The 18,566-nt window shown below is 43.5% G+C and carries 18 protein-coding genes, 1 rRNA gene and 2 pseudogenes; 14 read left to right on the forward strand and 7 right to left on the reverse strand.

Going from position 1 to position 18,566, the window contains the following annotated elements; all coding sequences use genetic code 11:
- Together rrf and ACLGGO_RS10470 are read left to right on the forward strand one after the other, a co-directional pair.
- Positions 1-82, forward strand: a 5S ribosomal RNA gene (gene rrf, locus ACLGGO_RS10465); the annotation flags it as partial.
- A 406-nt stretch (positions 83-488) separates the two neighbouring features.
- A pseudogene (locus ACLGGO_RS10470) lies at positions 489-1,188 on the forward strand (RNA-guided endonuclease InsQ/TnpB family protein); the annotation flags it as partial.
- A gap of 884 nt (positions 1,189-2,072) precedes the next feature.
- On the opposite strand, the gene ACLGGO_RS10475 reads toward ACLGGO_RS10470, so the two are convergent.
- Positions 2,073-3,047 carry an SDR family NAD(P)-dependent oxidoreductase gene (locus ACLGGO_RS10475; RefSeq protein WP_446419318.1) on the reverse strand — a complete coding sequence of 325 codons (975 nt, stop codon included), beginning with the start codon at positions 3,045-3,047 and terminating at the stop codon, positions 2,073-2,075.
- 259 nt (positions 3,048-3,306) lie between these two features.
- On the opposite strand from ACLGGO_RS10475, the gene ACLGGO_RS10480 reads away from it, so the two are divergent.
- Positions 3,307-3,909, forward strand: coding sequence for a hypothetical protein (locus ACLGGO_RS10480; protein WP_446419259.1), 603 nt, complete (start codon positions 3,307-3,309; stop codon positions 3,907-3,909).
- Between the two features lie 447 nt (positions 3,910-4,356).
- Here ACLGGO_RS10480 and ACLGGO_RS10485 read toward each other — a convergent pair whose 3' ends face one another.
- Positions 4,357-7,893, reverse strand: coding sequence for a WD40 domain-containing protein (locus ACLGGO_RS10485; RefSeq protein ID WP_446419260.1), 3,537 nt, complete (start codon positions 7,891-7,893; stop codon positions 4,357-4,359).
- 314 nt (positions 7,894-8,207) lie between these two features.
- Between ACLGGO_RS10485 and ACLGGO_RS10490 the strand changes: the two genes are divergently transcribed.
- The 8 genes from ACLGGO_RS10490 to ACLGGO_RS10525 all read left to right on the forward strand — a co-directional run bounded on the left by ACLGGO_RS10490 (position 8,208) and on the right by ACLGGO_RS10525 (position 14,822).
- Positions 8,208-9,011 (forward strand): DUF2589 domain-containing protein, encoded by an 804-nt coding sequence (locus ACLGGO_RS10490; RefSeq protein WP_446419261.1) that lies wholly within the window; start codon positions 8,208-8,210, stop codon positions 9,009-9,011.
- Positions 9,012-9,240: 229 nt separating this feature from the next.
- Positions 9,241-10,242, forward strand: a complete 1,002-nt coding sequence (locus tag ACLGGO_RS10495) for a hypothetical protein (protein ID WP_446419262.1) — start codon at positions 9,241-9,243, stop codon at positions 10,240-10,242.
- A 122-nt stretch (positions 10,243-10,364) separates the two neighbouring features.
- Positions 10,365-11,012, forward strand: a complete 648-nt coding sequence (locus tag ACLGGO_RS10500; RefSeq protein ID WP_446419263.1) for a DUF2589 domain-containing protein — start codon at positions 10,365-10,367, stop codon at positions 11,010-11,012.
- Positions 11,013-11,067: 55 nt separating this feature from the next.
- Positions 11,068-11,304, forward strand: a complete 237-nt coding sequence (locus ACLGGO_RS10505; protein WP_446419264.1) for a hypothetical protein — start codon at positions 11,068-11,070, stop codon at positions 11,302-11,304.
- Positions 11,305-11,345: 41 nt separating this feature from the next.
- Positions 11,346-13,028: a S8 family serine peptidase gene (locus ACLGGO_RS10510; RefSeq protein ID WP_446419265.1), complete on the forward strand. Its 1,683-nt coding sequence runs from the start codon at positions 11,346-11,348 to the stop codon at positions 13,026-13,028.
- A gap of 33 nt (positions 13,029-13,061) precedes the next feature.
- On the forward strand, positions 13,062-13,637 hold the full coding sequence (locus ACLGGO_RS10515; RefSeq protein ID WP_446419266.1) for a hypothetical protein: 576 nt from the start codon (positions 13,062-13,064) through the stop codon (positions 13,635-13,637).
- A gap of 140 nt (positions 13,638-13,777) precedes the next feature.
- Positions 13,778-14,161 carry a hypothetical protein gene (locus tag ACLGGO_RS10520; protein ID WP_446419267.1) on the forward strand — a complete coding sequence of 128 codons (384 nt, stop codon included), beginning with the start codon at positions 13,778-13,780 and terminating at the stop codon, positions 14,159-14,161.
- Between the two features lie 148 nt (positions 14,162-14,309).
- Positions 14,310-14,822, forward strand: a complete 513-nt coding sequence (locus ACLGGO_RS10525; protein ID WP_446419268.1) for a hypothetical protein — start codon at positions 14,310-14,312, stop codon at positions 14,820-14,822.
- A 130-nt stretch (positions 14,823-14,952) separates the two neighbouring features.
- Here ACLGGO_RS10525 and ACLGGO_RS10530 read toward each other — a convergent pair whose 3' ends face one another.
- The 4 genes from ACLGGO_RS10530 to ACLGGO_RS10545 form a co-directional block, all read right to left on the reverse strand.
- Positions 14,953-15,132: a hypothetical protein gene (locus tag ACLGGO_RS10530; RefSeq protein ID WP_446419269.1), complete on the reverse strand. Its 180-nt coding sequence runs from the start codon at positions 15,130-15,132 to the stop codon at positions 14,953-14,955.
- Positions 15,132-15,344, reverse strand: a complete 213-nt coding sequence (locus ACLGGO_RS10535; RefSeq protein WP_446419270.1) for a hypothetical protein — start codon at positions 15,342-15,344, stop codon at positions 15,132-15,134. The genes ACLGGO_RS10530 and ACLGGO_RS10535 overlap by 1 nt, the downstream gene beginning before the upstream one ends.
- Positions 15,345-15,623: 279 nt before the next feature.
- On the reverse strand, positions 15,624-15,959 hold the full coding sequence (locus ACLGGO_RS10540; protein ID WP_446419271.1) for an element excision factor XisI family protein: 336 nt from the start codon (positions 15,957-15,959) through the stop codon (positions 15,624-15,626).
- Positions 15,947-16,363, reverse strand: a complete 417-nt coding sequence (locus ACLGGO_RS10545; protein WP_446354865.1) for a XisH family protein — start codon at positions 16,361-16,363, stop codon at positions 15,947-15,949. Before ACLGGO_RS10545 ends, ACLGGO_RS10540 begins: the two co-directional genes overlap by 13 nt.
- A gap of 266 nt (positions 16,364-16,629) precedes the next feature.
- Here ACLGGO_RS10545 and ACLGGO_RS10550 point away from each other — a divergent pair, with 266 nt between their 5' ends.
- Positions 16,630-16,989: a hypothetical protein gene (locus ACLGGO_RS10550; RefSeq protein ID WP_446419272.1), complete on the forward strand. Its 360-nt coding sequence runs from the start codon at positions 16,630-16,632 to the stop codon at positions 16,987-16,989.
- Positions 16,989-17,417, forward strand: coding sequence for an HNH endonuclease (locus ACLGGO_RS10555; RefSeq protein ID WP_446419273.1), 429 nt, complete (start codon positions 16,989-16,991; stop codon positions 17,415-17,417). Before ACLGGO_RS10550 ends, ACLGGO_RS10555 begins: the two co-directional genes overlap by 1 nt.
- A gap of 41 nt (positions 17,418-17,458) precedes the next feature.
- Here the strand turns inward: ACLGGO_RS10555 and ACLGGO_RS10560 are convergent, their stop codons facing one another.
- Positions 17,459-17,671 (reverse strand): hypothetical protein, encoded by a 213-nt coding sequence (locus tag ACLGGO_RS10560; RefSeq protein WP_446419274.1) that lies wholly within the window; start codon positions 17,669-17,671, stop codon positions 17,459-17,461.
- A 384-nt stretch (positions 17,672-18,055) separates the two neighbouring features.
- Between ACLGGO_RS10560 and ACLGGO_RS10565 the strand changes: the two are divergent.
- A pseudogene (locus ACLGGO_RS10565) lies at positions 18,056-18,388 on the forward strand (Uma2 family endonuclease); the annotation flags it as partial.
- Between the last annotated feature and the right edge of the window lie 178 nt (positions 18,389-18,566).

Here is an 18,566-nt window from a genome sequence, read left to right on the forward strand (position 1 = left end):
CATCCCGAACTCGGCTGTGAAACGTTGCTGCGGCGAAGATACTTTGGGGGTAGCCCCCTGGGAAAATAGCTCGATGCTAGACTTCTCATTTTATTAATAAAGCCCTCTTTTCGTACTGGAAAGAGGGTTTTATGCTGTGGGAATACAAAAAGCGCACTGATTTATATTATGGGTGATTTGCCGGACATTATATGATTACTATCCAATACCTTCTGCAACGCCTGAACCAGTTTTGGCAACTCAATGGGTTTAGCTTGCTTCGCCGGAAGCCCCGCACCATAGCGGTACACCGAAGAGGTGTCGGGATGGATAGGCGGTCAATCAAGGGGGTTCAATACCCTTTTGATTGACAATCTCCTAATAAGTTCAAGGGAGCAAGTCATTCTGAGTTCGTCCTTTCGTTTTACAGTATTTCACCAAATGTTCGTACTCGCTATCAGTTGGGCGAATTGTTGTCTTTGTCATGTCGTCATTGGTATAATTTTGCCATGAGAACAGCTTACCAGTACCGACTACGCCCAACTCATCAGCCAGCCACCAATATTGATAGGTGGCTGGCAATGCTGTGCAGTCAGTACAACTATTTGTTGGCGGCTAGGTTTAACTGGTACGAACAAAACCGTTCTCCTGTCAATGCTTGCCCTCTTGTTTGTCATACCTCAACTCAAGAAAACACATCCTTGGTACTCGGAGATTTACTCTCAAGTCCTTCAGGATGTAGTTAAGCGCGTTAAGGTAACATTCGACCGTTTCCTCAAAGGTGACAGTAACGGCAAGCATAGCGGTAAGCCACGGTTCAAGGCTCGTAACCGTTACCGCACTTTCACTTACCCTCAGATGAAGGAGGGGTGCTTACAGGGCAACCTGATTAACTTGCCAATGTTCGGAAAAGTTAAGGTTGTTTGGCATCGCCCTATCCCTGACGGGTTCAAAATCAAAACGGCTTCTGTCACTAAGAAAGCTGATGGGTATTACCTCACCCTTTCACTGGAAGACAAGACAGTTCCAGAAATTAAGCCAGATTTAAACCCAGACAAAATTACTGGAATTGATGTTGGCTTGAAGGAATTTCTAACAACTTCGGAGGGTGAAACGGTTTCTATTCCTCAGCACTACAGGAGAGCTCAGAAACGCTTACGGGTAATCCAAAAGCGCGTGTCACGACGCAAAAAGGGAAGTAACCGTAGGCACAGCTATCAACATCAAAAATAGAGCGGTGGGGCAACCCGTTCTTAAAGCCAAGAGCCTCCTAAGCAGTAGCCGGATTGTCTTGGAAGCCCACACTGTACTCGGTACTCCGAGTCAGTGATGGGAGTTGTCACTATCCTACATTCCGCAGATCCTGACTGAGAGCATTAGGAAGGCATAAAAATTTCACTCCGACAAAATCGATAAGACTAACAATTGTTGTGTTTCTGTGGACAATTTTGCCTTGGTTAGATATTTTTCCGAATTCCTCTTTATTACTGGGATTTAACAAGTTAATTGATGCTATTAATCAATTTCAACCTTTTTATCTTTCCGGATAGTTTACTTATTTCCTATTAATTAAACTCGGAGAATGACAGAAGAGGGATATAGCGCTTCGCGCTGGTCTAGTTACACTTTTTTCGTAGCAATTTGGGCATTTTTTGATAATGAATAAATCTTAGTAAGGAGAGTAGATACTCCTAAATTTAGGCTGCTCAAAAAAACTTCCAAGAATCCCCAAAACAATTACTGTTTCTTGAAAAGATATTTAAGGGTTTAATTTTTCAGATTTTTAGCGTGTCCTGGCTCTCTTTCATGTTTTTTTATCTTAGTCTTTGATTGAATTATTTTACCTTAAAAACGCCTGAGCCGATTACTGAAAAAGCATTTTGGGCTTTTATTTATTCAATTTTATCGCGATGAATTCTGTTTAAATATCTGCGGAATGTAGGATTAAAGACCAGATATTCCGGTTTCATCTGACCATGATATTGTTTTAGGAATAAACCAGACGGATGGCATGGGAAAAGAACGACTAACTTTCACCACGTTTTAATTTCTTGGAGAACTCATTACTAATCCAGTCTGATAAGCCGGGACTATCATATTTTAGGTGAACTTAGTGATTGTAGCAGTAGCAGTGACCAAGGCACATTAATATTAGGTATCAGCCCGGGGTACGTTCTCAGGCCGGGAAAAACCAGGGGAAGCAGGAAACGCAGAGACCGTAAAGATACAGGAGACTCACCGTTTTTGTCTACCAGTCCGTAGTGTTTAGCCAATTCCGCCACAATCTGCACCCGACCGATTCGTCCCATCACTGTGGAATCTGCGGTGAGCGCAGCAATAACCCGTCCGGTGAGTAAAGGCGTTTCCCAGTTGTACCCCTCTTTTATGGCTGACTTTTTCGGGTCAGCCGCCGCACTTTCATCCATATTGGCGGCAAATTGGGAAAAGTTTTCCGTACCCACAATTCCGGGCCAAATTGAGAGGGATGCAATGTTATGGGGTTTGAGTTCAATCGCCATATCTGCGGCTATGCGATCGCACGCTGATTTACCTGCACCGTAGGGTGGGCTAAAAATATAGGATAAACTACCCCAAGACGAGATAGTACAGATAAGTCCTTGCTGATGTGGGGTCATCATCCGGGCGGCGAAAATACTGGCAACATAGTGGCTACGCAGCCCAACATTATTGCAAGCATCCCATAAACTCGGTTCACTCTCCCAGAAGGGCTTTCCCGCCGCCTCTGTTAAGGCTTGTACGCCAGCGTAAGCATTATTAACCAGTAGGTCAAGTTGTCCCTGTTCATCCTGGATACGCTCAAACAGCAAACGCACTTGCTCATCATCACTGTGATCCACTTGGATGGGAATGCATACGCCACCTGCTTCCTCAACGGCTGATTGGGTCTCCTGGAGACTCCCGACACCATTGTCAGAGGTCGAAGGCTCCAGGGTGCGCCCTGTGATATAGACCGTCGCCCCAGCTTCACCAAGCGCGATCGCAATTCCCTTACCTAGACCCCGCGTTGCCCCTGTGACTAATGTGATTTTACCTACAAGGTGTTTCATCATTGTTTTTTTATCAATTTATCTTGGCAGCACTTCAAGTGATGGCGACACCCAAGCCGTGATCAACCGTACCAGAATAGGAACAGTATGATACTGTTGGTTAACTAACTGAAGGATCTGACCTCTCCCCAAACCCTTCCTCGACCTCTCCCTAGCCCTCTCCTATAAAGAGAGGGAAGCGGAATATATTTTTTATATTCTCCCACTATTCAGACCCCAATTCTAGAAAATAAGTTCTTTAACATTTAGAATAATTATTATGCCCTACAATAAATTTACTCTGAGTAAAGTTGTAGAAAATTTTCAACTCACAATCATTGAAGGAGAGCGCTTCCTACCAGAACTTCCTCCAGTTCAGCCAAGCCCATTACTTCAAGATACGCTAAAAGAAACAATTCCTTGGGCAATCGCGGTGAGTAGTGAAAAAGCGCGTTCTGAAGGAATTATTAATCCAGTATTATTAGAAGTAAAACGGCAACTGAAGGGGCAGATTAGCGTTTTTTCTGGGGAAGAGTTCCCCGTGCAGCCAGATGTTGATTTGACGGGCTATGTTGATTTTTTAATTAGTCGCTCTCCCGAACAATTATTTATTAAAGCCCCGGTGATAGTTTTGGTGGAAGCGAAGAAAGAAGACCTGAAACCTGCCCTGGGGCAATGTTTAGCAGAGATGGTGGCAGCTCAACGCTTTAATCAACAGAAGCAGCAGCAGATTTCGACGATTTACGGAACCGTGACAAGTGGTACAGTGTGGCGGTTTCTCAAACTAGAAGGGCAGTCTGTTGTAATCGACTTGACAGATTATCCACTGCCACCAGTTGAGCAAATTTTGGGATTTTTGGTTTGGATGGTGCAGAATAGTTGATAGACCTATCACCCTAAAGGTTAGGATTATTTGAAGTTGGGACAGATTTAAGGACTGAAACGACCCTATCATATCATGTCCGGTTGAATACCCATAATTAGGGTGAGGGAGAGATGGGGTGAGGGGGAAATGGGGAGAAGTTTTTATTATGGGTGATTTGCCGGACATCATATAACAATAAGCTTTCATGCATTGACAGCGGTTTTCAAGTTCTACCAAATCCGGGTTAGCTACCCCCGTTATAAACCAGTCCGCGCAGGCGGACTTTGTTCGTGTAGCAGCGATTTCAATCGCCGTGGCAAAAGGGGGTAATAAAGGCAGATTTGGTATTAGTAGACTACAGAACATGATTGAGCTGAAAGGCAAGCGGATACTTTGTATTCCATAAACGTGAAAAGTGCTGTAAGTTGGAAATGGGTACATTGCTTCCCCTGCTCCCTCTGCTTCCTACCCCTCCACAGCCCCTAGCCGCTTGAGTGTGGCTTTCTGGGCATCTGTTAAACCTGTAATCTGAGTAATATTCATTCCTTGATAAGGGGGTTGAGATTTGAGGGTTTTCTGACACTCTCCTGTATTCACATCCCAAACCTTAATCGTTTCATCGGAACTGCCACTCGCCAAGGTTTGACCATCGGCACTCCAGGCGACGAACCCAACCCAATTGCTGTGTCCCCGTAAGGTGTTAAGGCATTCACCGGTGTGGGTATCCCATAGTTTTATGGTTTGGTCATGAGACCCTGTAGCTAGGAGGCATCCCTGCCGATTCCATGCGACTGAGGAAATGGAATTGGTATGTCCAGACAAGGTTTTCAGGCATTCACCCCTATGGATATCCCATAGTTTTATCGTTTGGTCAGAACTGCCAGATGCTAGGGTGCGTCCGTCGGGACTCCATGCCACTGACCAGATGATATGGTGATGCCCAGACAAGGTTTTCAGGCATTCTCCCGTATGAATATCCCATAGTTTTATCGTTTGGTCAGAACTACAAGATGCCAGGGTGCGTCCATCGGGACTCCAGGCGACTGACCAGATGATATTGCTATGCCCCCGTAAGGTTTTCAGGCAATTCCCCCTGTCCGTATCCCACAGTTTTATGGTTTGGTCATAACTCCCCGACGCCAAGATGCGTCCATCAGGACTCCACGCCACAGATGAGACGACATGGGAATGCCCCACCAAGGTTTTGAGACATTCACCCCTGTCCGCGTCCCACAGCTTGATGGTTTGGTCGGCGCTACCGGACGCCAGAATCGGTTTATTGGGACTCCAGACGACTGACCAAACCCAATTACTGTGTCCCTGGAGGGTTTTCAGACACTCACCCGTCGTCCTATCCCACAGCTTCACGGTTTTGTCGTTACTGCTACTGGCAAGGGTTTGCCCATCCTGACTCCAAGCGACGGATAAGGCTGAATCAAGGTATCCTTGCCAGGTTTTCCGGCATTGACCCGTGCGGGTATCCCACAGTTTCACAGTTTGGTCAGCGCTACCGGAGGCGAGGGTCTGTTTATCGGGACTCCAGGTGACTGACCAAATCCAATTCCTTTGTCCCTGGAGCGTTTTCAGACATTTCCCTGTGTGAGTATCCCATAGTTTGACGGTTTGGTCATGAGACCCGGAGGCGAGTAGGCGCCCATCGGGATGCCATGCGATTGACCAAATCCAATCCCGGTGTCCCTGGAGGGTGTTCCGACATTCACCGTTGCGAGTATCCCAGAGCTTGATGGTTTGGTCGGAACTGCTAGAGGCGAGGGTATATCCATCGGGATTCCAGGCGACAGACCAAATCCAATCCTGGTGTCCTAGGAGGGTGTTCAGACAGGTACCGCTGTGGGTATCCCAGAGTTTGATAGTTTGGTCAGCACTACCCGAGGCGAGATGGTGTCCCTGGGGACTCCAGGCGACTGAGCAGACGATGTGAGTATGTCCCTGCAAGGTATTCAGGCATTCACCGGTGTGGATATCCCAGAGTTTCACGGTTTGGTCATTACTGCTAGACGCGAGAATTTGTCCATCGGGATGCCATGCGACGGATAAGACCCAATCCTGGTGTCCTTGGAGGGTTTTTAGACATCGACCGGTGCGCGTATCCCAGAGTTTGATGGTTTTGTCACTACTGCTAGTGGCGAGGGTTTGTCCATCGGGACTCCATGCCACTGACCAGACTAGATTACTATGTCCCTGAAGCGTTAACCAGGGTTGACCATCGCTCACCCGCCACAGACGCACGTCTGGAGTATTATCGCCTGTGGCTAACTGTTGACCATCGGGACTGAACGCGGCTGAGATAACACCGCCGAGGGTTTGGGCAAAGACGGATTTATCCAGATGGCAATAGCTGAAATTTACGCCCGGTAAGGGGGTGGTTTGCAGGTCAGCATGGCGAAGGGTTAAAGGAGAAACGTCATAGTCGGTTAAGTCCAGGGGCAGATTGACGCAGAGGTTAAGTAGGTTCCCCCCACCATAACCCGATAAGCCCAGCGTTGACCGTCGCAGGACTTCCAGAATGTCCTGGATGTGCTGTTGTTGGGCTAAGGTTGACCGGAAGCGGGTCTGGAATCGGTTGGCGATGGGGTTTATGATGAGCCGGATTTGACTGTCTCGGATATCGTCTTTAACCGTGGTTTTGATTAGGGCGTGGGTGAGAAACAGAGACAGGGTTTTGGTCAGGAGTTCTTGGCTGATGCGATTAATTAAGCAGTCAGTAACATACTCCATGACTACGGGTTGCTGGGTGTAAGTCTCAGCTTGTTTCTCGACGAGTGAGCGTCCATTTAAGGTTTCTAGGGCTTCCCAGAGTTCTGCTTTGGAAACCGGGGGGAGGATATCGGCAGCTAATTCAGTAATTGATGTCCATTCCCGGTTAATCGCCAACCAGTACATGATGGTTGTTTCTAAGGGGGAGAGGCGTTCAAACTGTTGGTTGAGGAGGCGGCGGATGCCGTTGAAAATTAGGGTATTATGTTGTAAAAAGTTGTCAATTTTGCTTTCAAATAGGTCTTGAATTGAGGTGGCAACGATGTTCAATGCCAGAGGATTACCGTTATAGTGTTGGATGAGTTGTTCCTTGTCGGTGTCTGTGCCGAAAAGTCCTTTGGCGGTTAATAATTCCTGGGCTTCTGACTGTAAGCCAGAGAGTCGATAGGTGCGTACTGGTAATTTTACCCCTTCCAGGGCAGCAATTTCTGGGGGTTTTTCTCGGCTGGTGAGGATTAAGCAACTGGTGTGGGCGGTTTGTCCAATGACGCGAAATAGTTCTCCATATCCTTCATAGCCGATGCGATACTCTCCAGGGGAACCGGGCTGTAAAATTGTCTCTAGATTATCCAGGATGATTAAGCCGCGTGAGGTGCGTAAGTAAGGCAGGAGTTGCCGGATTTCACCCTGGGTGTCTTGTTGACAGGAGAGAAATTGTATCAGTTCTTGCAGTAGGGAGTTTAAGGGTGGGGCGTTTCGCAGACTGCGCCAGATGATGCAATCAAATTTAAACTGAACCTGTTGTGCCAGTTTGATGGCTAAAGCGGTTTTGCCGATTCCCCCCATACCTAATACTGTCACCAGACGGCAACGGTCTTGGGTTAACCATTGTCGCAGGGTGGCAAGTTCTGTGGTGCGTCCATAGAATTGGGTGACATCCATGGCGTCATCCCAGTCGGCGCGGGGCGGGTTGAGGGATAGCGGGGGTGGGGAGGTTGTGGGTAAGGGGGGACTGGTTGAAGTAGCGATTTGCCGCTTGAGTGCGGCTTGAAAGTTGATTTTACTGACAGGTTCTCCCCAGGCTTGTCCGAGACGTTTCCAGAGTTTGGGACCCACATCGCGCTTGAGGTAGCTGATGGCATAGCCAGAGGATTCGGCTATCTGTTCGTAGGTTTGGTTTTGCAGTGAACCCAGGAGGATGGCGGTCTCGACTTCACTGAGTCCTCTGCCTGTGAAGGCACGAATCGTTGCGTTGACGACTTCTAGGGCTTGATCACTATTCATGTTTACCACCCACATTCCCACACTTGTGAGCTGATTATACCTGAACTGACCTGAACTTTTTGGGGAAATTTTGTTTTTACAGGATTTCTGATTTTTATCTGAAGAATAGATTTTTTTCAATGGGAGGTATGGGCGGGCAAGTTCAGGGGGTTTGGGGGAGTTGACCTGACTTTAGCTGAACTGACTTTTTCTGGAAGTCCAGAACTTTACTGTAACGACAGGGTAAAGGTATCAGCTTATGCTTCTTAGTTATTGATTCCTATTGACCGTTACTGAATCAGGTAATAAACTCAACACTTTCAGGAGGAACTAACATGGCTAACGAACTTACCCCAAATGCTCCTAACAATCCCTCAGAAAGTGCATCGCAAGAGGCACTTCAAAAACAAGCGGCACAAAAGGTATTTCAACAGGGGGAAGATATTCAGGCGATGGCAGAGTCACAAATTGAGAAGTCAAGGAATGAAATTTCGCGCTTTGATGATAATAATGGTTTTCCCAAACTCGACGACAAAATACAAACAAAGGCAACGCAACTCCTAGGTGAAATTCCTTTTGAAAATATTATTGGTGCTCCCCTTGCTGCTGCTGTCAAAGCGCAAGGTTTAGCTGCACGAGAAACTGTTGAGTTTATTCAGGCTATTGGTTTTGATTCAGAGGGAGAGGGTGCCGATAAGAAAAACAAAACAAGAACAATCGAATTTAATTACAAAAAAACGAATGATCAGGGTGAGGCACAAGATGCAACTTTAGTTGTTCCTCTATTGACAATTGTGCCTATACCTTATCTGAGTATTGATAGTATGACAATTGGATTTACAGCAAAAATAAATGCAAAAAGTGAAGCAACAAAAACAGACACTAATAAGCTAGATGCAAACGCTCAAGCAAGTACAAATATTAATTATTGGGCAGTTAAAGCTAACTTCTCCGCAGGTGTTTCTAGCAAGCGGGAATCAAAAGCAGCGCAGACTTCATCATATTCTGTTGAATACACGATGGATGTTAATGTTCATGCAACGAATACAGATATGCCAAAAGGATTACAGACGGTCTTGGGCATACTTAGTGAGAGTATTATTGATAAAACACAACAGAAAGGTACTCAGACTCCTTAATCCTTTCTCCAAAAACTTACACTGAGATGGTTAATTAAAATAAATAAATAACCTCAGTGTATTTTGCTTGATGTTAAGTAGTCGGACAGAAGTTTGTGGCACTATGGGAAATTTTGTTGCTCAAATTGTTTTGCATCAAAAGTGGCATTTTTTTGCGGTCTTGACAGATTACCGTTTATTTATGTCCGACTACTTAGTTTAATTATCTGTATCTTAATTAGATACCAAAGTGATAAAACTACAACAAGTAATTAGTGCAATATTTAGAGACATTACCAAAGCAAAAATCATAGCAGATGCTCACTCTGGTAAAATGGCTGAATCTTATAAAGAAAATGATATGTTGTCACTATTATCAATTCCAGATATTCATCTGTCTGAGGTTGAAATTGAACTAAAATTTGCCATAGCAGATGTTTCATTAGATAAAGATGATGATAATAATAAAATTATTCAAGATATAGTTGAATCCTATAGCGAAGAAATAGTTATAACCTTGACTAAAAGTATTTTAAATACGATTTCTAAACTAGAAGGCTTAAATAAACCTGAATTCTTGAGTCAAGATTTAAGCCAAAAGCTTCATTATACGGATTCTATTACTAATCTTCATGCTGACTTGATTCATTCCTTTAAAGCACAACCTGAAAATTTTTCAGGTATAGTTGAGCAGGTCGATAAAGAAGTTAAAGACTTAAATGAAATTATTGTCCAGCTAAAAGGAATTGCTCAAATGAGTTTGGCTAGACAAGCCTTAGAACAAAAACTTTTTTCTGCTGATTTTAAAGATATAATTAAAACTGAACTAATTGATTATTTAAAGACGCAGGAGCCAGTGTTGAGAGATGTCAACAGCGAGTCGAGTAAGCAAATTGTGTTAACAGGCATTTATTCTATTTTAGATAAAAACATATTTAACTATACTGAACTGGATCAATATATTGAAACTTTACTCGGTTGTTTTTTAAACGAAAAAACAGGTAAAAATCAAAGAAGAAAAAAAAGACAAACTACAATTATTCAAGAAATAAGAAAAAGTATTGAATTAGAAATTGAGAATTTGCTATCGAATATACTCAGTAAAATTGAAGCTATTGCTGAATCTGACGACGACTATACTGTAAGCGTTTATGTCACCAATGAAAAACTAGCAGAAATTCCTGAATCGGCGATTTCTTCTATCAAAATTAAAACGGAAAAGAATAATGATAGTTTCCCCTATAGTGAATGATGCTAATGTGATACGGTTAAACATAGAATCATAGTCTTTTAACTATCCATATAAAATTCTATTTTTTAACCGAGTGTTAATCTATACTCTATCTAAACAAACTTTGGAAATTAATTGGAAAAATGAGTGACGAAGGCAAAGAACAAGACTTACTAGAATTTCGATATCTTTTAGGCGCTCCTTTAGCAGCGCTTATAGAAGCAGAACGCCAAGCCGCTATAGCGACAACCGAATTTATCAAAGAAATAGGCTTTCAACCCGTATCCAGTGGTCAAGAAAAATCTCAACTACCAGCGAATGCTTCTACGCCATCAGCCGAGCAGTCGATCAAAGAATTGGGATTCAATTTTGGTAATCTCCGAATGATTACCTTTCTCTATTCTAGTAGAGATGATAAAGGTGTACAAAAAATAAATACAATCCAGATTCCCCTCTTATCTTTAATACCAATTCCCATGCTTCAAATCAAGCAGGCTAATTTTGAGTTCTATGCTGAGATTTCTGAGATCCGTCCGGGTGAAATCCTCAAATCCGATGATCAAGGTAACCCAACGCCAATCCCCTTGGAACCTCAGCCTGTAACTCTCATGACAAAAATGGGGATAGCCCCTAGAGAAAAGGTACGCCATCGTTATCAACGGAGAAATATGAAAGTAAACCTCACAGTTGAACGCTCAGATATGCCATCTGGTTTGTTACAGTTGCATAACTTAATGCCTCAGATGATTCAGGTATCGTCAGGGCAAGATATACAAGATAAGCAAGAATAGTAGATTTTGACTCCTGTAGTTTTGCCCTTGTAGATAAGAAGAGAGAAACATCCCTATGAATACTCAAACCCAAAGCGCTCCTGGCTTACCTTGTCCAGAATGCAACTTTCGTATCCCTATGTATATTGAATTACTTTTGTCTGGTAGTCCCATCCATTGTCCGGCTTGTGGCTTAAAGCTAACCGTTGATCGAGAAAAATCCTCTGAGAGTATCGCCGCTTTAGAGAAACTTGATTTGGGGCTGAAGCAGGCGCAAGAACGGATAGATGAGGCAAAAAGGAACTATTCATGAGTACATCTCAGTCATGTGAATTCTAAATTTAAAGAGGTAAAATGATGGAAGAAGTACGCCTAAATTATGGTAATCAAGTATTAGAGCTTAAAAAAAGCGAGGATTTGATTGCCATCAAGCCACAACCAGGGCATATGCAAGAGGCTTTGTCGGCGATCAACTCCACGGTTGCTACTGGCGGAGTCGAACCAACAGCTCTTGGAGGATACATTCTTGTTAAATCAGAGGATGTTCCTGAAAGAGTAGACGATCAGCTAGATGCTTTACGACAAAACAACGCCGTTGATGTTGGCACCCACGTTTTCTATTCTTCTGATGATAAAGTCGCTTTTATCCCCAGTGGGGAATTATATGTAATTTGCGCTAACAACGCTCAACTTGAAGACTGCCAACAGCTTTTTGAAGAGCAAAAGTTAGAGTTTATTGAGGCGCGAGATGAGCATGAGTTTATTGTTCGGTTGACTCCTGGATCGGAGAACCCGATTAAAGTCGCGGCAGCTTTACAGCAATCCCCTTTAATAGAAGTGGCTGAGCCAGAGTTAATTACTGCTCCTAACTTACATGACTTTATCATTCCATCTGTAAAACGGTTTACCGACCAGTGGCACTTGCAAAATTTAGGTAGACATGGCAACACATCTATGGGATTTTTGCAGGGTGCTGATGCGCGAGTCGTTGAAGCTTGGAAACAATCCCAAACCTTGGGTTCATCAGAGGTTATTGTTGCTGTCATTGATGATGGCTTTGACCTCAGCCATCCAGCTTTTTCTGATAGAAATAAGTTAGTGAAGCCTTGGGATTTTACACGGGAGAACGAAGAGCCTATACCCAATTATCAGAACCAAGACTGGCACGGAACAGCATGTGCTGGAGTAGCCGTAGGAAGCTCTATGAGCGAGATTCTAGGTGCAGCTCCGAATTGTCGGCTAATGCCGATTCGTTGGGGAGGTTCTCTCTCAGATAGTCAGGTTGAAGCATGGTTTAACTACGTTCAAAAACAAGGCGCGTGGGTTGTTAGTTGTAGTTGGGGAGCAAAAGCGCGTAACTTTCCCTTATCAACCCGCATATTACGAGCAATTGCTCGATGTGCTAGGGAAGGGCGAAATGGCTTGGGTTGTGTTATCTGCTTCGCAGCCGGGAACGACAATCGTCATATCAACGATCCGGCATCAGGAAGTGTGAATGGTTTTGCGATTCATCCAGATGTGATTGCGGTGGCTGCATCCACGAGTCGAGATCAAAAAGCAGACTATTCCAACTACGGTTCAGAAATATCGGTTTGCGCCCCCTCTAGTGGTGCCGGGGGATGGAGGATTACAACCTCCGATGTTAGGGGAACCTACATTGACCAATCTGGTAACAAGCGAGGTGCTGGATACAGCCAAGGTCAAGGATACACCAATGGTTTTGATAGGAGTGGTTTTGGTGGAACATCAAGTGCATGTCCACTGGTTGCAGGTATTTGCGCCTTACTTTTTTCTATCAAACCTGATTTGACGAGTCAGCAAGTAAAAGACTTGATTCAAAAAACGGCTCGACGGATAGGCGATGGAGCATCTTTTGATCCTCAAGGGCACTCGCCTTACTATGGTTACGGATGTATTGATGCTGCTAGTGCAGCTCAGGCAATACTTTCAGAAATAACGAAACAGGTGGATGAAAACAGCGATGATGATAGTGATGTTTTAGAGATGGCGCAAGAAACAGCATTCGCAGGAGCGTAAGGAAGAGATCAAGTCAGAGGAGAAAGAAAGATAATGCCACAAGGAAACTACGCATATCACCAGGCAAATGTACCTGGGGATGCAAGCCTCAGCCCCACTAATGTAGTGTATACAGCAGTGAATGCAGGTGGTCTAAATGAGCTAGACAAAATTGCGAGATTTGCCCTAGCAGCAGCACATTCTGGGCAATATGCAGGAACTCATAGAGAGCAGCATTTTATCTCACAGAGAACAGTGGCGGTTGCTCGTTATAATGGTGAGCTTTTCATAGCAGCTAATGATTTGTGGAATGATGATGTCGAGGATGTTGGTAGTACCATGCAGCGCGTGGAGCATGAGCTACGCAATCAAGGCATTGGAGGAAGAATCCGTTTCATTCCTAACCGCTATGGATATCGAGATCGTAGTTGCCATGCTGAGGTTCAGATTGTAAATTATTTTTTCAGTAGAGCATGGCGATTATATAATGACACGATTGGTGTCTCCAAGCCCTGCTGTTTACAATGCGCGAATAAGCTTGACCAAGTTAGAATTCTGTATTCATATTGGCACGATCAAAATGTCGGTCATAATTATATTGTAGCCATGCCTAATCGTTCGTGGTGGTGAATTCTAGGGGTAAGAAAAATCTGAGGTTCTTTCTTAAAGAGCGAGGCTAAATCTATCCCAAGTTTATGTAGCGCCTCTTCAGTATTTAATTTCAGTACTGTAAAACTCTATTTTACGTCAAATGAATGGAGGGTTAGAATATGTGGGATAAAGAATCGTTTGCAGCGAATATCCGCACTAATTGGCAAAATATAGTTAAAACGAAACCAAAGAATTACGACAAAAAAATTAGGGCTATTTACAGAACAGTAGAGAAGATACCAAAGCTATCAACAAATTTTCAAATCAAAGAAGATGATGAAATAAATGTCAACATTGAATATGCTTGGTTCTTTTATGAAATAGGTAGTAGAAATAGCTTAGGCAGCCTGATAATAGGGCCGGAAACCATAAGACAACGGCAATATATTTTATCAAGTTTTGGCATATCAGCATACAAACCCTACCTGGCTACAGTAGACAACCAAAAAAAAAGCGAAGAATGCCGAGCATGCAGATATAAATCTTGGTGGAGTACTTTCTGAAGAAAACTGGTGGCCTTTATTTAATGATGCTTGGGTTATTGGAGGAGCGCATAATTTCATCACTTTTTACTTACATACACCTGGGTCTTATGAGAATTGGTTAAAAGATGAAACTATATGGGACTCATCAGAAAAGCGGCCTAGGGTATTGGGTAGAGAATTAATAGCATTGTACACTTTTGGCTATAGAAGAATAAATCATAGTCAGGAAAAAGTATTGGGATTATGTTTCGCTCCTTGCAATCGAAACCAAGCTATGCAGGCAAATTTTGGTAAAATCTGTACTGAGGTAGAAAAATTTAAAAGCAGTCAACAAATAAAGGACTTACTCGAATACCAAATGAATCAATATGATAACTATGATTATGCCGCTTTCAATCCTAAAATTATGTTCAGGTTTGAAGTTATCGAAACAATACCAGCATACGAGGAAGCAATGATTGAGAGTATTCATTGTATTTATGAAATTAACAATGGAATGCTCTTGTTATGTCAATCTCCTGAAAATCGAAAAGGTAATTACTTAAAAGTTAGGACTAATTCCAGGATAACAAAGAAAATGACCGGATTCCGAACGGAAACACTAGATAATGTTCAAATGTTTCTAATGGTTCATCAAGATATTATTTTTCAATCATCTCTAGTGCGTCGTAAATATTGAGACAAGCAGGATAAATAGAATAATTATAGCTTTAAGGATGACACCACTAGCAATCGCACCGTTTCCTTGGCGTTCATCCACTGTCACCAGAGGACAATTTAGATTCAGTGCCAATGCAATATACAGCGAGTCATACAAAGCTAATTGATAACTCAAACCAATTATTAACACACTCCAGCAAACAAAATTCTGGGATACACAACTGATCCCCTTGATACATCCAAGTGACTAAGACTCGTGCTTCTGGCGTATAAGTTTGGGTAATGGCGTACTGAATCACTACACTAGCATCCACTACATAGATTGCCACTAGCGGACTCGATCCTCTCGCAATAATTTAGTCGTGCTGGGAGATCCGGGAGGTGGTGTCCATCTCAAACGATCCATCGCCGCTAAAACCTCTTCAATAGAGCGCGTATTCCTTGATTGTTGCCACCAGTTGTGCAACCTTTCCTCCACCACTTCCGTAATCAAGGCTTTGATATCATCAATCGTCATGTCTACTATTTTTGCTGATTCCATGCTGGGCTTCTCCAAGTTCTCCGATTAACTATTCTGGCATTGTAGGCGATCGCCTGTTGATTAGGTTGAAGAGTAAGGGAGTACGATCGCTCTTTTCCCTAAATGCGATCGCCTCACCTCAAGCATACAACCTTTAACCCAAGTCAGATTAAGATTCTAGCCATTACTTCCACGCGATCGCTACCTCATTGGTGTGATAAAAGGGCGCACATTTGAAGTCATCGCCAGGGCGAGCGCTCTCTTTTCAACCCAAAACCTTCTCGACTACAATTCAACCATCTACGCCACAGCAAAACCCGTATACTTTCTCACTCCCGGCTCGTGAAATCCTAACACAATCTCTTCTTTCGGAATACCTGCTTCTACTAATTCATTCGCAATACCATCTTCTGTGCCATCCCGTTGCACCCAAACCTTCCCCTCAATAATATTGACGTGAATCAGACAACCATGAATACGCCTCTTATTCCCCCAACCATAAGAAACAATAATGTATTGGTCTGTTTCTGAGTCAAAAACTGCTTGATTCTCCACCTCAACATTGGCATAGTCAATATTGACATATCGCTTCAACACAGTCCGAATAATCTGGCGGTAAGTCTCTAATCTATCCATTTTACAATTACTTCGCTGTCCGGGTCAAAAACTACAATTTTAAGCAATCGCTTCTCTAATAAATACCTGCCGATAACTTCCTCAAATAAATCATAAAAAATTAGTTCACGAATCGCTAAATAAAGAATTCTATCTGGCTCAACCAACTCCAGAGCATTTTCATACAAAATGTATTGTCCTAAAGCATTCCTTAAATCTTCAATTTCCGAAGCACCAATAAAGCTTTTAATTTCCACCGCTATCTTTCGGTCTTGCTTCTGAGCCGCCAGGAATTTCTCAGCCCCCAAGTCTACAAACATATCCTTTTTACCCACTTTCAAGGTAAGAGAATCATGGGTAATTGTCCATTGATCCTTAATCAAAGCATTTTTAACACTATCGTGATAGATATCTTTAGCTGGCACGCTGGTTAACCTGAGTACTATAGCTCTACCGTCAGTATAAATAATTTAAACCCACAGTGGCTGATTGCGATTTTACCCTTGGCGTGTCCTCAGACGTCCTAGGTTTTTTTAAATGCGATCGCCTCACCCCAAAGATACAAGCCATAACCCAAAGCCGATTAAGACTCTAGCCATCACTTCCACGCGATCGCTCCTTTGATGACTGATCCTTCTGCTACTAGCGACTAGAATAGATTAAACCCCCGAATGCTCCCAAAAAATAGCCCATGCAAGTTACCTTCGAGCTACCTGATGAAGTTGTCACTCAGCTTCAACCCTTTGAAGATCAGCTACCGCAAATCATCGCGTTAGGGTTGCGAGAATTTAATGCCATTACTCAAGACGGTTTTTCCGGGATGGCTGAAGTCTGGGAATTTTTGGCAAGTCTTCCTAACCCTGAAGCCATTATTGCGCTACGTCCCTCAGAAGCTTTACAAACTCAGTTATCTACGCTACTAGAGAAAAATCAGACAGTGGGTTTGACCCCGACAGAGGAACAGCTATGGCAACATTATCAATATTTAGAGCATATCGTCAGAATGGCTAAAGCTAGAGCATTTTTGAAGCTTAAGGATGCTCACGCCTAATGAGCAAAACCTATATTCCTGTCGTTCTACGCAAACAGGTTTATGAACGAGCCAAGGGATGTTGTGAATATTGTCTGATTCCTGATAGGGCTACATTTGCGCCCCATGAGATTGATCATATTATTGCAGAAAAACATGGTGGACGGACTGAAGCGGAAAATTTAGCTCTATCTTGTACGCTGTGTAACAAACACAAGGGAAGTGATCTGGCTTCAGTTGATCCAGAAACTGGAGAAATTGTCCCCTTGTACCATCCTCGTTTAAATCAATGGAATGAGCATTTTCGTCTGAGTGGGGCTGAATTTGTGCCTTTAACTGGCGCAGGTCGAGTTACAATTCAACTATTGCAGTTGAACCGTAAAGACAGAATTGAGGAGCGTCAGCTACTATTAGAGGCAGGAATAATTGAGCGAGCGCCAGATCAATAGAGACGCTGAAACGGCACTAGCATCCACTCCATAAATTGCCATTAGCGGACTCGATCCTCCCGTAATAATTCAGTCGTGCTGGGAGATCTTTGAGGTGGTGTCCATCTCAAACGATCCATAGCCGCTAAAACCTCTTCAATAGAGCGAGTATCCCTTGATTGTTGCCACCAGTTGTACAACCTTTCATCCACCACTTCGGTAATCAAGGCTTTGATGTCATCAATCGTCATATCTACTATTTTTGCTGATGCCATGCTAGACTTCTCCAATTTCTTCTATTAACTATTCTGGCATTGTCGGTGATCGCCTGTAGATTGAGAGTGAGGACGTGCATTAGCTTTGGTGATGAGGACGTGCGATCGCTCTTTTCCCTAAGTGCGATCGCCTCACCTCAATGATACAAGCCACAACCCAAATCCGATTAAGACTCTAACCATCACTTCCACGCGATCGCTACCTCTGGAATTCCCCAACCATCCAATCTGCCAACTCTAAACCTGGCACTTTACCAAAATCCCGTTGATTGCGTGTAACCACTATCCCGTTCACACAAAGAGCGATCGCTGCTCTCCATCAAAGTAACAGGTTCTAGAAGTTATAATCTACACAAAAGTAGTGAAGTTGGGGGGAAAATTATCATGAGTTCAACCATCACTACCCCACTGGCTGAGTTTTTATCTCAAGCCAATATTGAATCGTCTCCAGCATGGGAACTCATCAATGGGTGTGTGATCCAAAAACCAATGCCAACCCTCTTTCACTCGCGCCTACAACGCAATCTGGTTAATTATATTAACAGTCATACAGACGAGTTTGAAGCCGTGCAAGAGCTACGCTGTTTGGTGCCTCCTTACTCGCCAGTGCCTGATATTTCTATTATTGCGATCGCTCGTCTTCCTGACCAAGACGGGCCATTCGATGGCGCACCGGATTGGCTAATTGAAATTCGCTCCCCTGATCAAACAGTAATACTCACTTAGCGATCGCTATTTCATCGATTTTCAGGAAAGCGATCGCATCATCTCTGGAACCCAATAGTAATGTGCGATCGCTCTTTTCCATAAGTGCGATCGCCTCACACCAAGGATACAACCCTTAACTCAAATGACTGGGGTGACACAGCTAAAATGGTGGAATAGATTTTGCCGT

This window comes from Coleofasciculus sp. (genome assembly GCF_046565525.1).
Lineage (GTDB): Bacteria > Cyanobacteriota > Cyanobacteriia > Cyanobacteriales > Coleofasciculaceae > Coleofasciculus.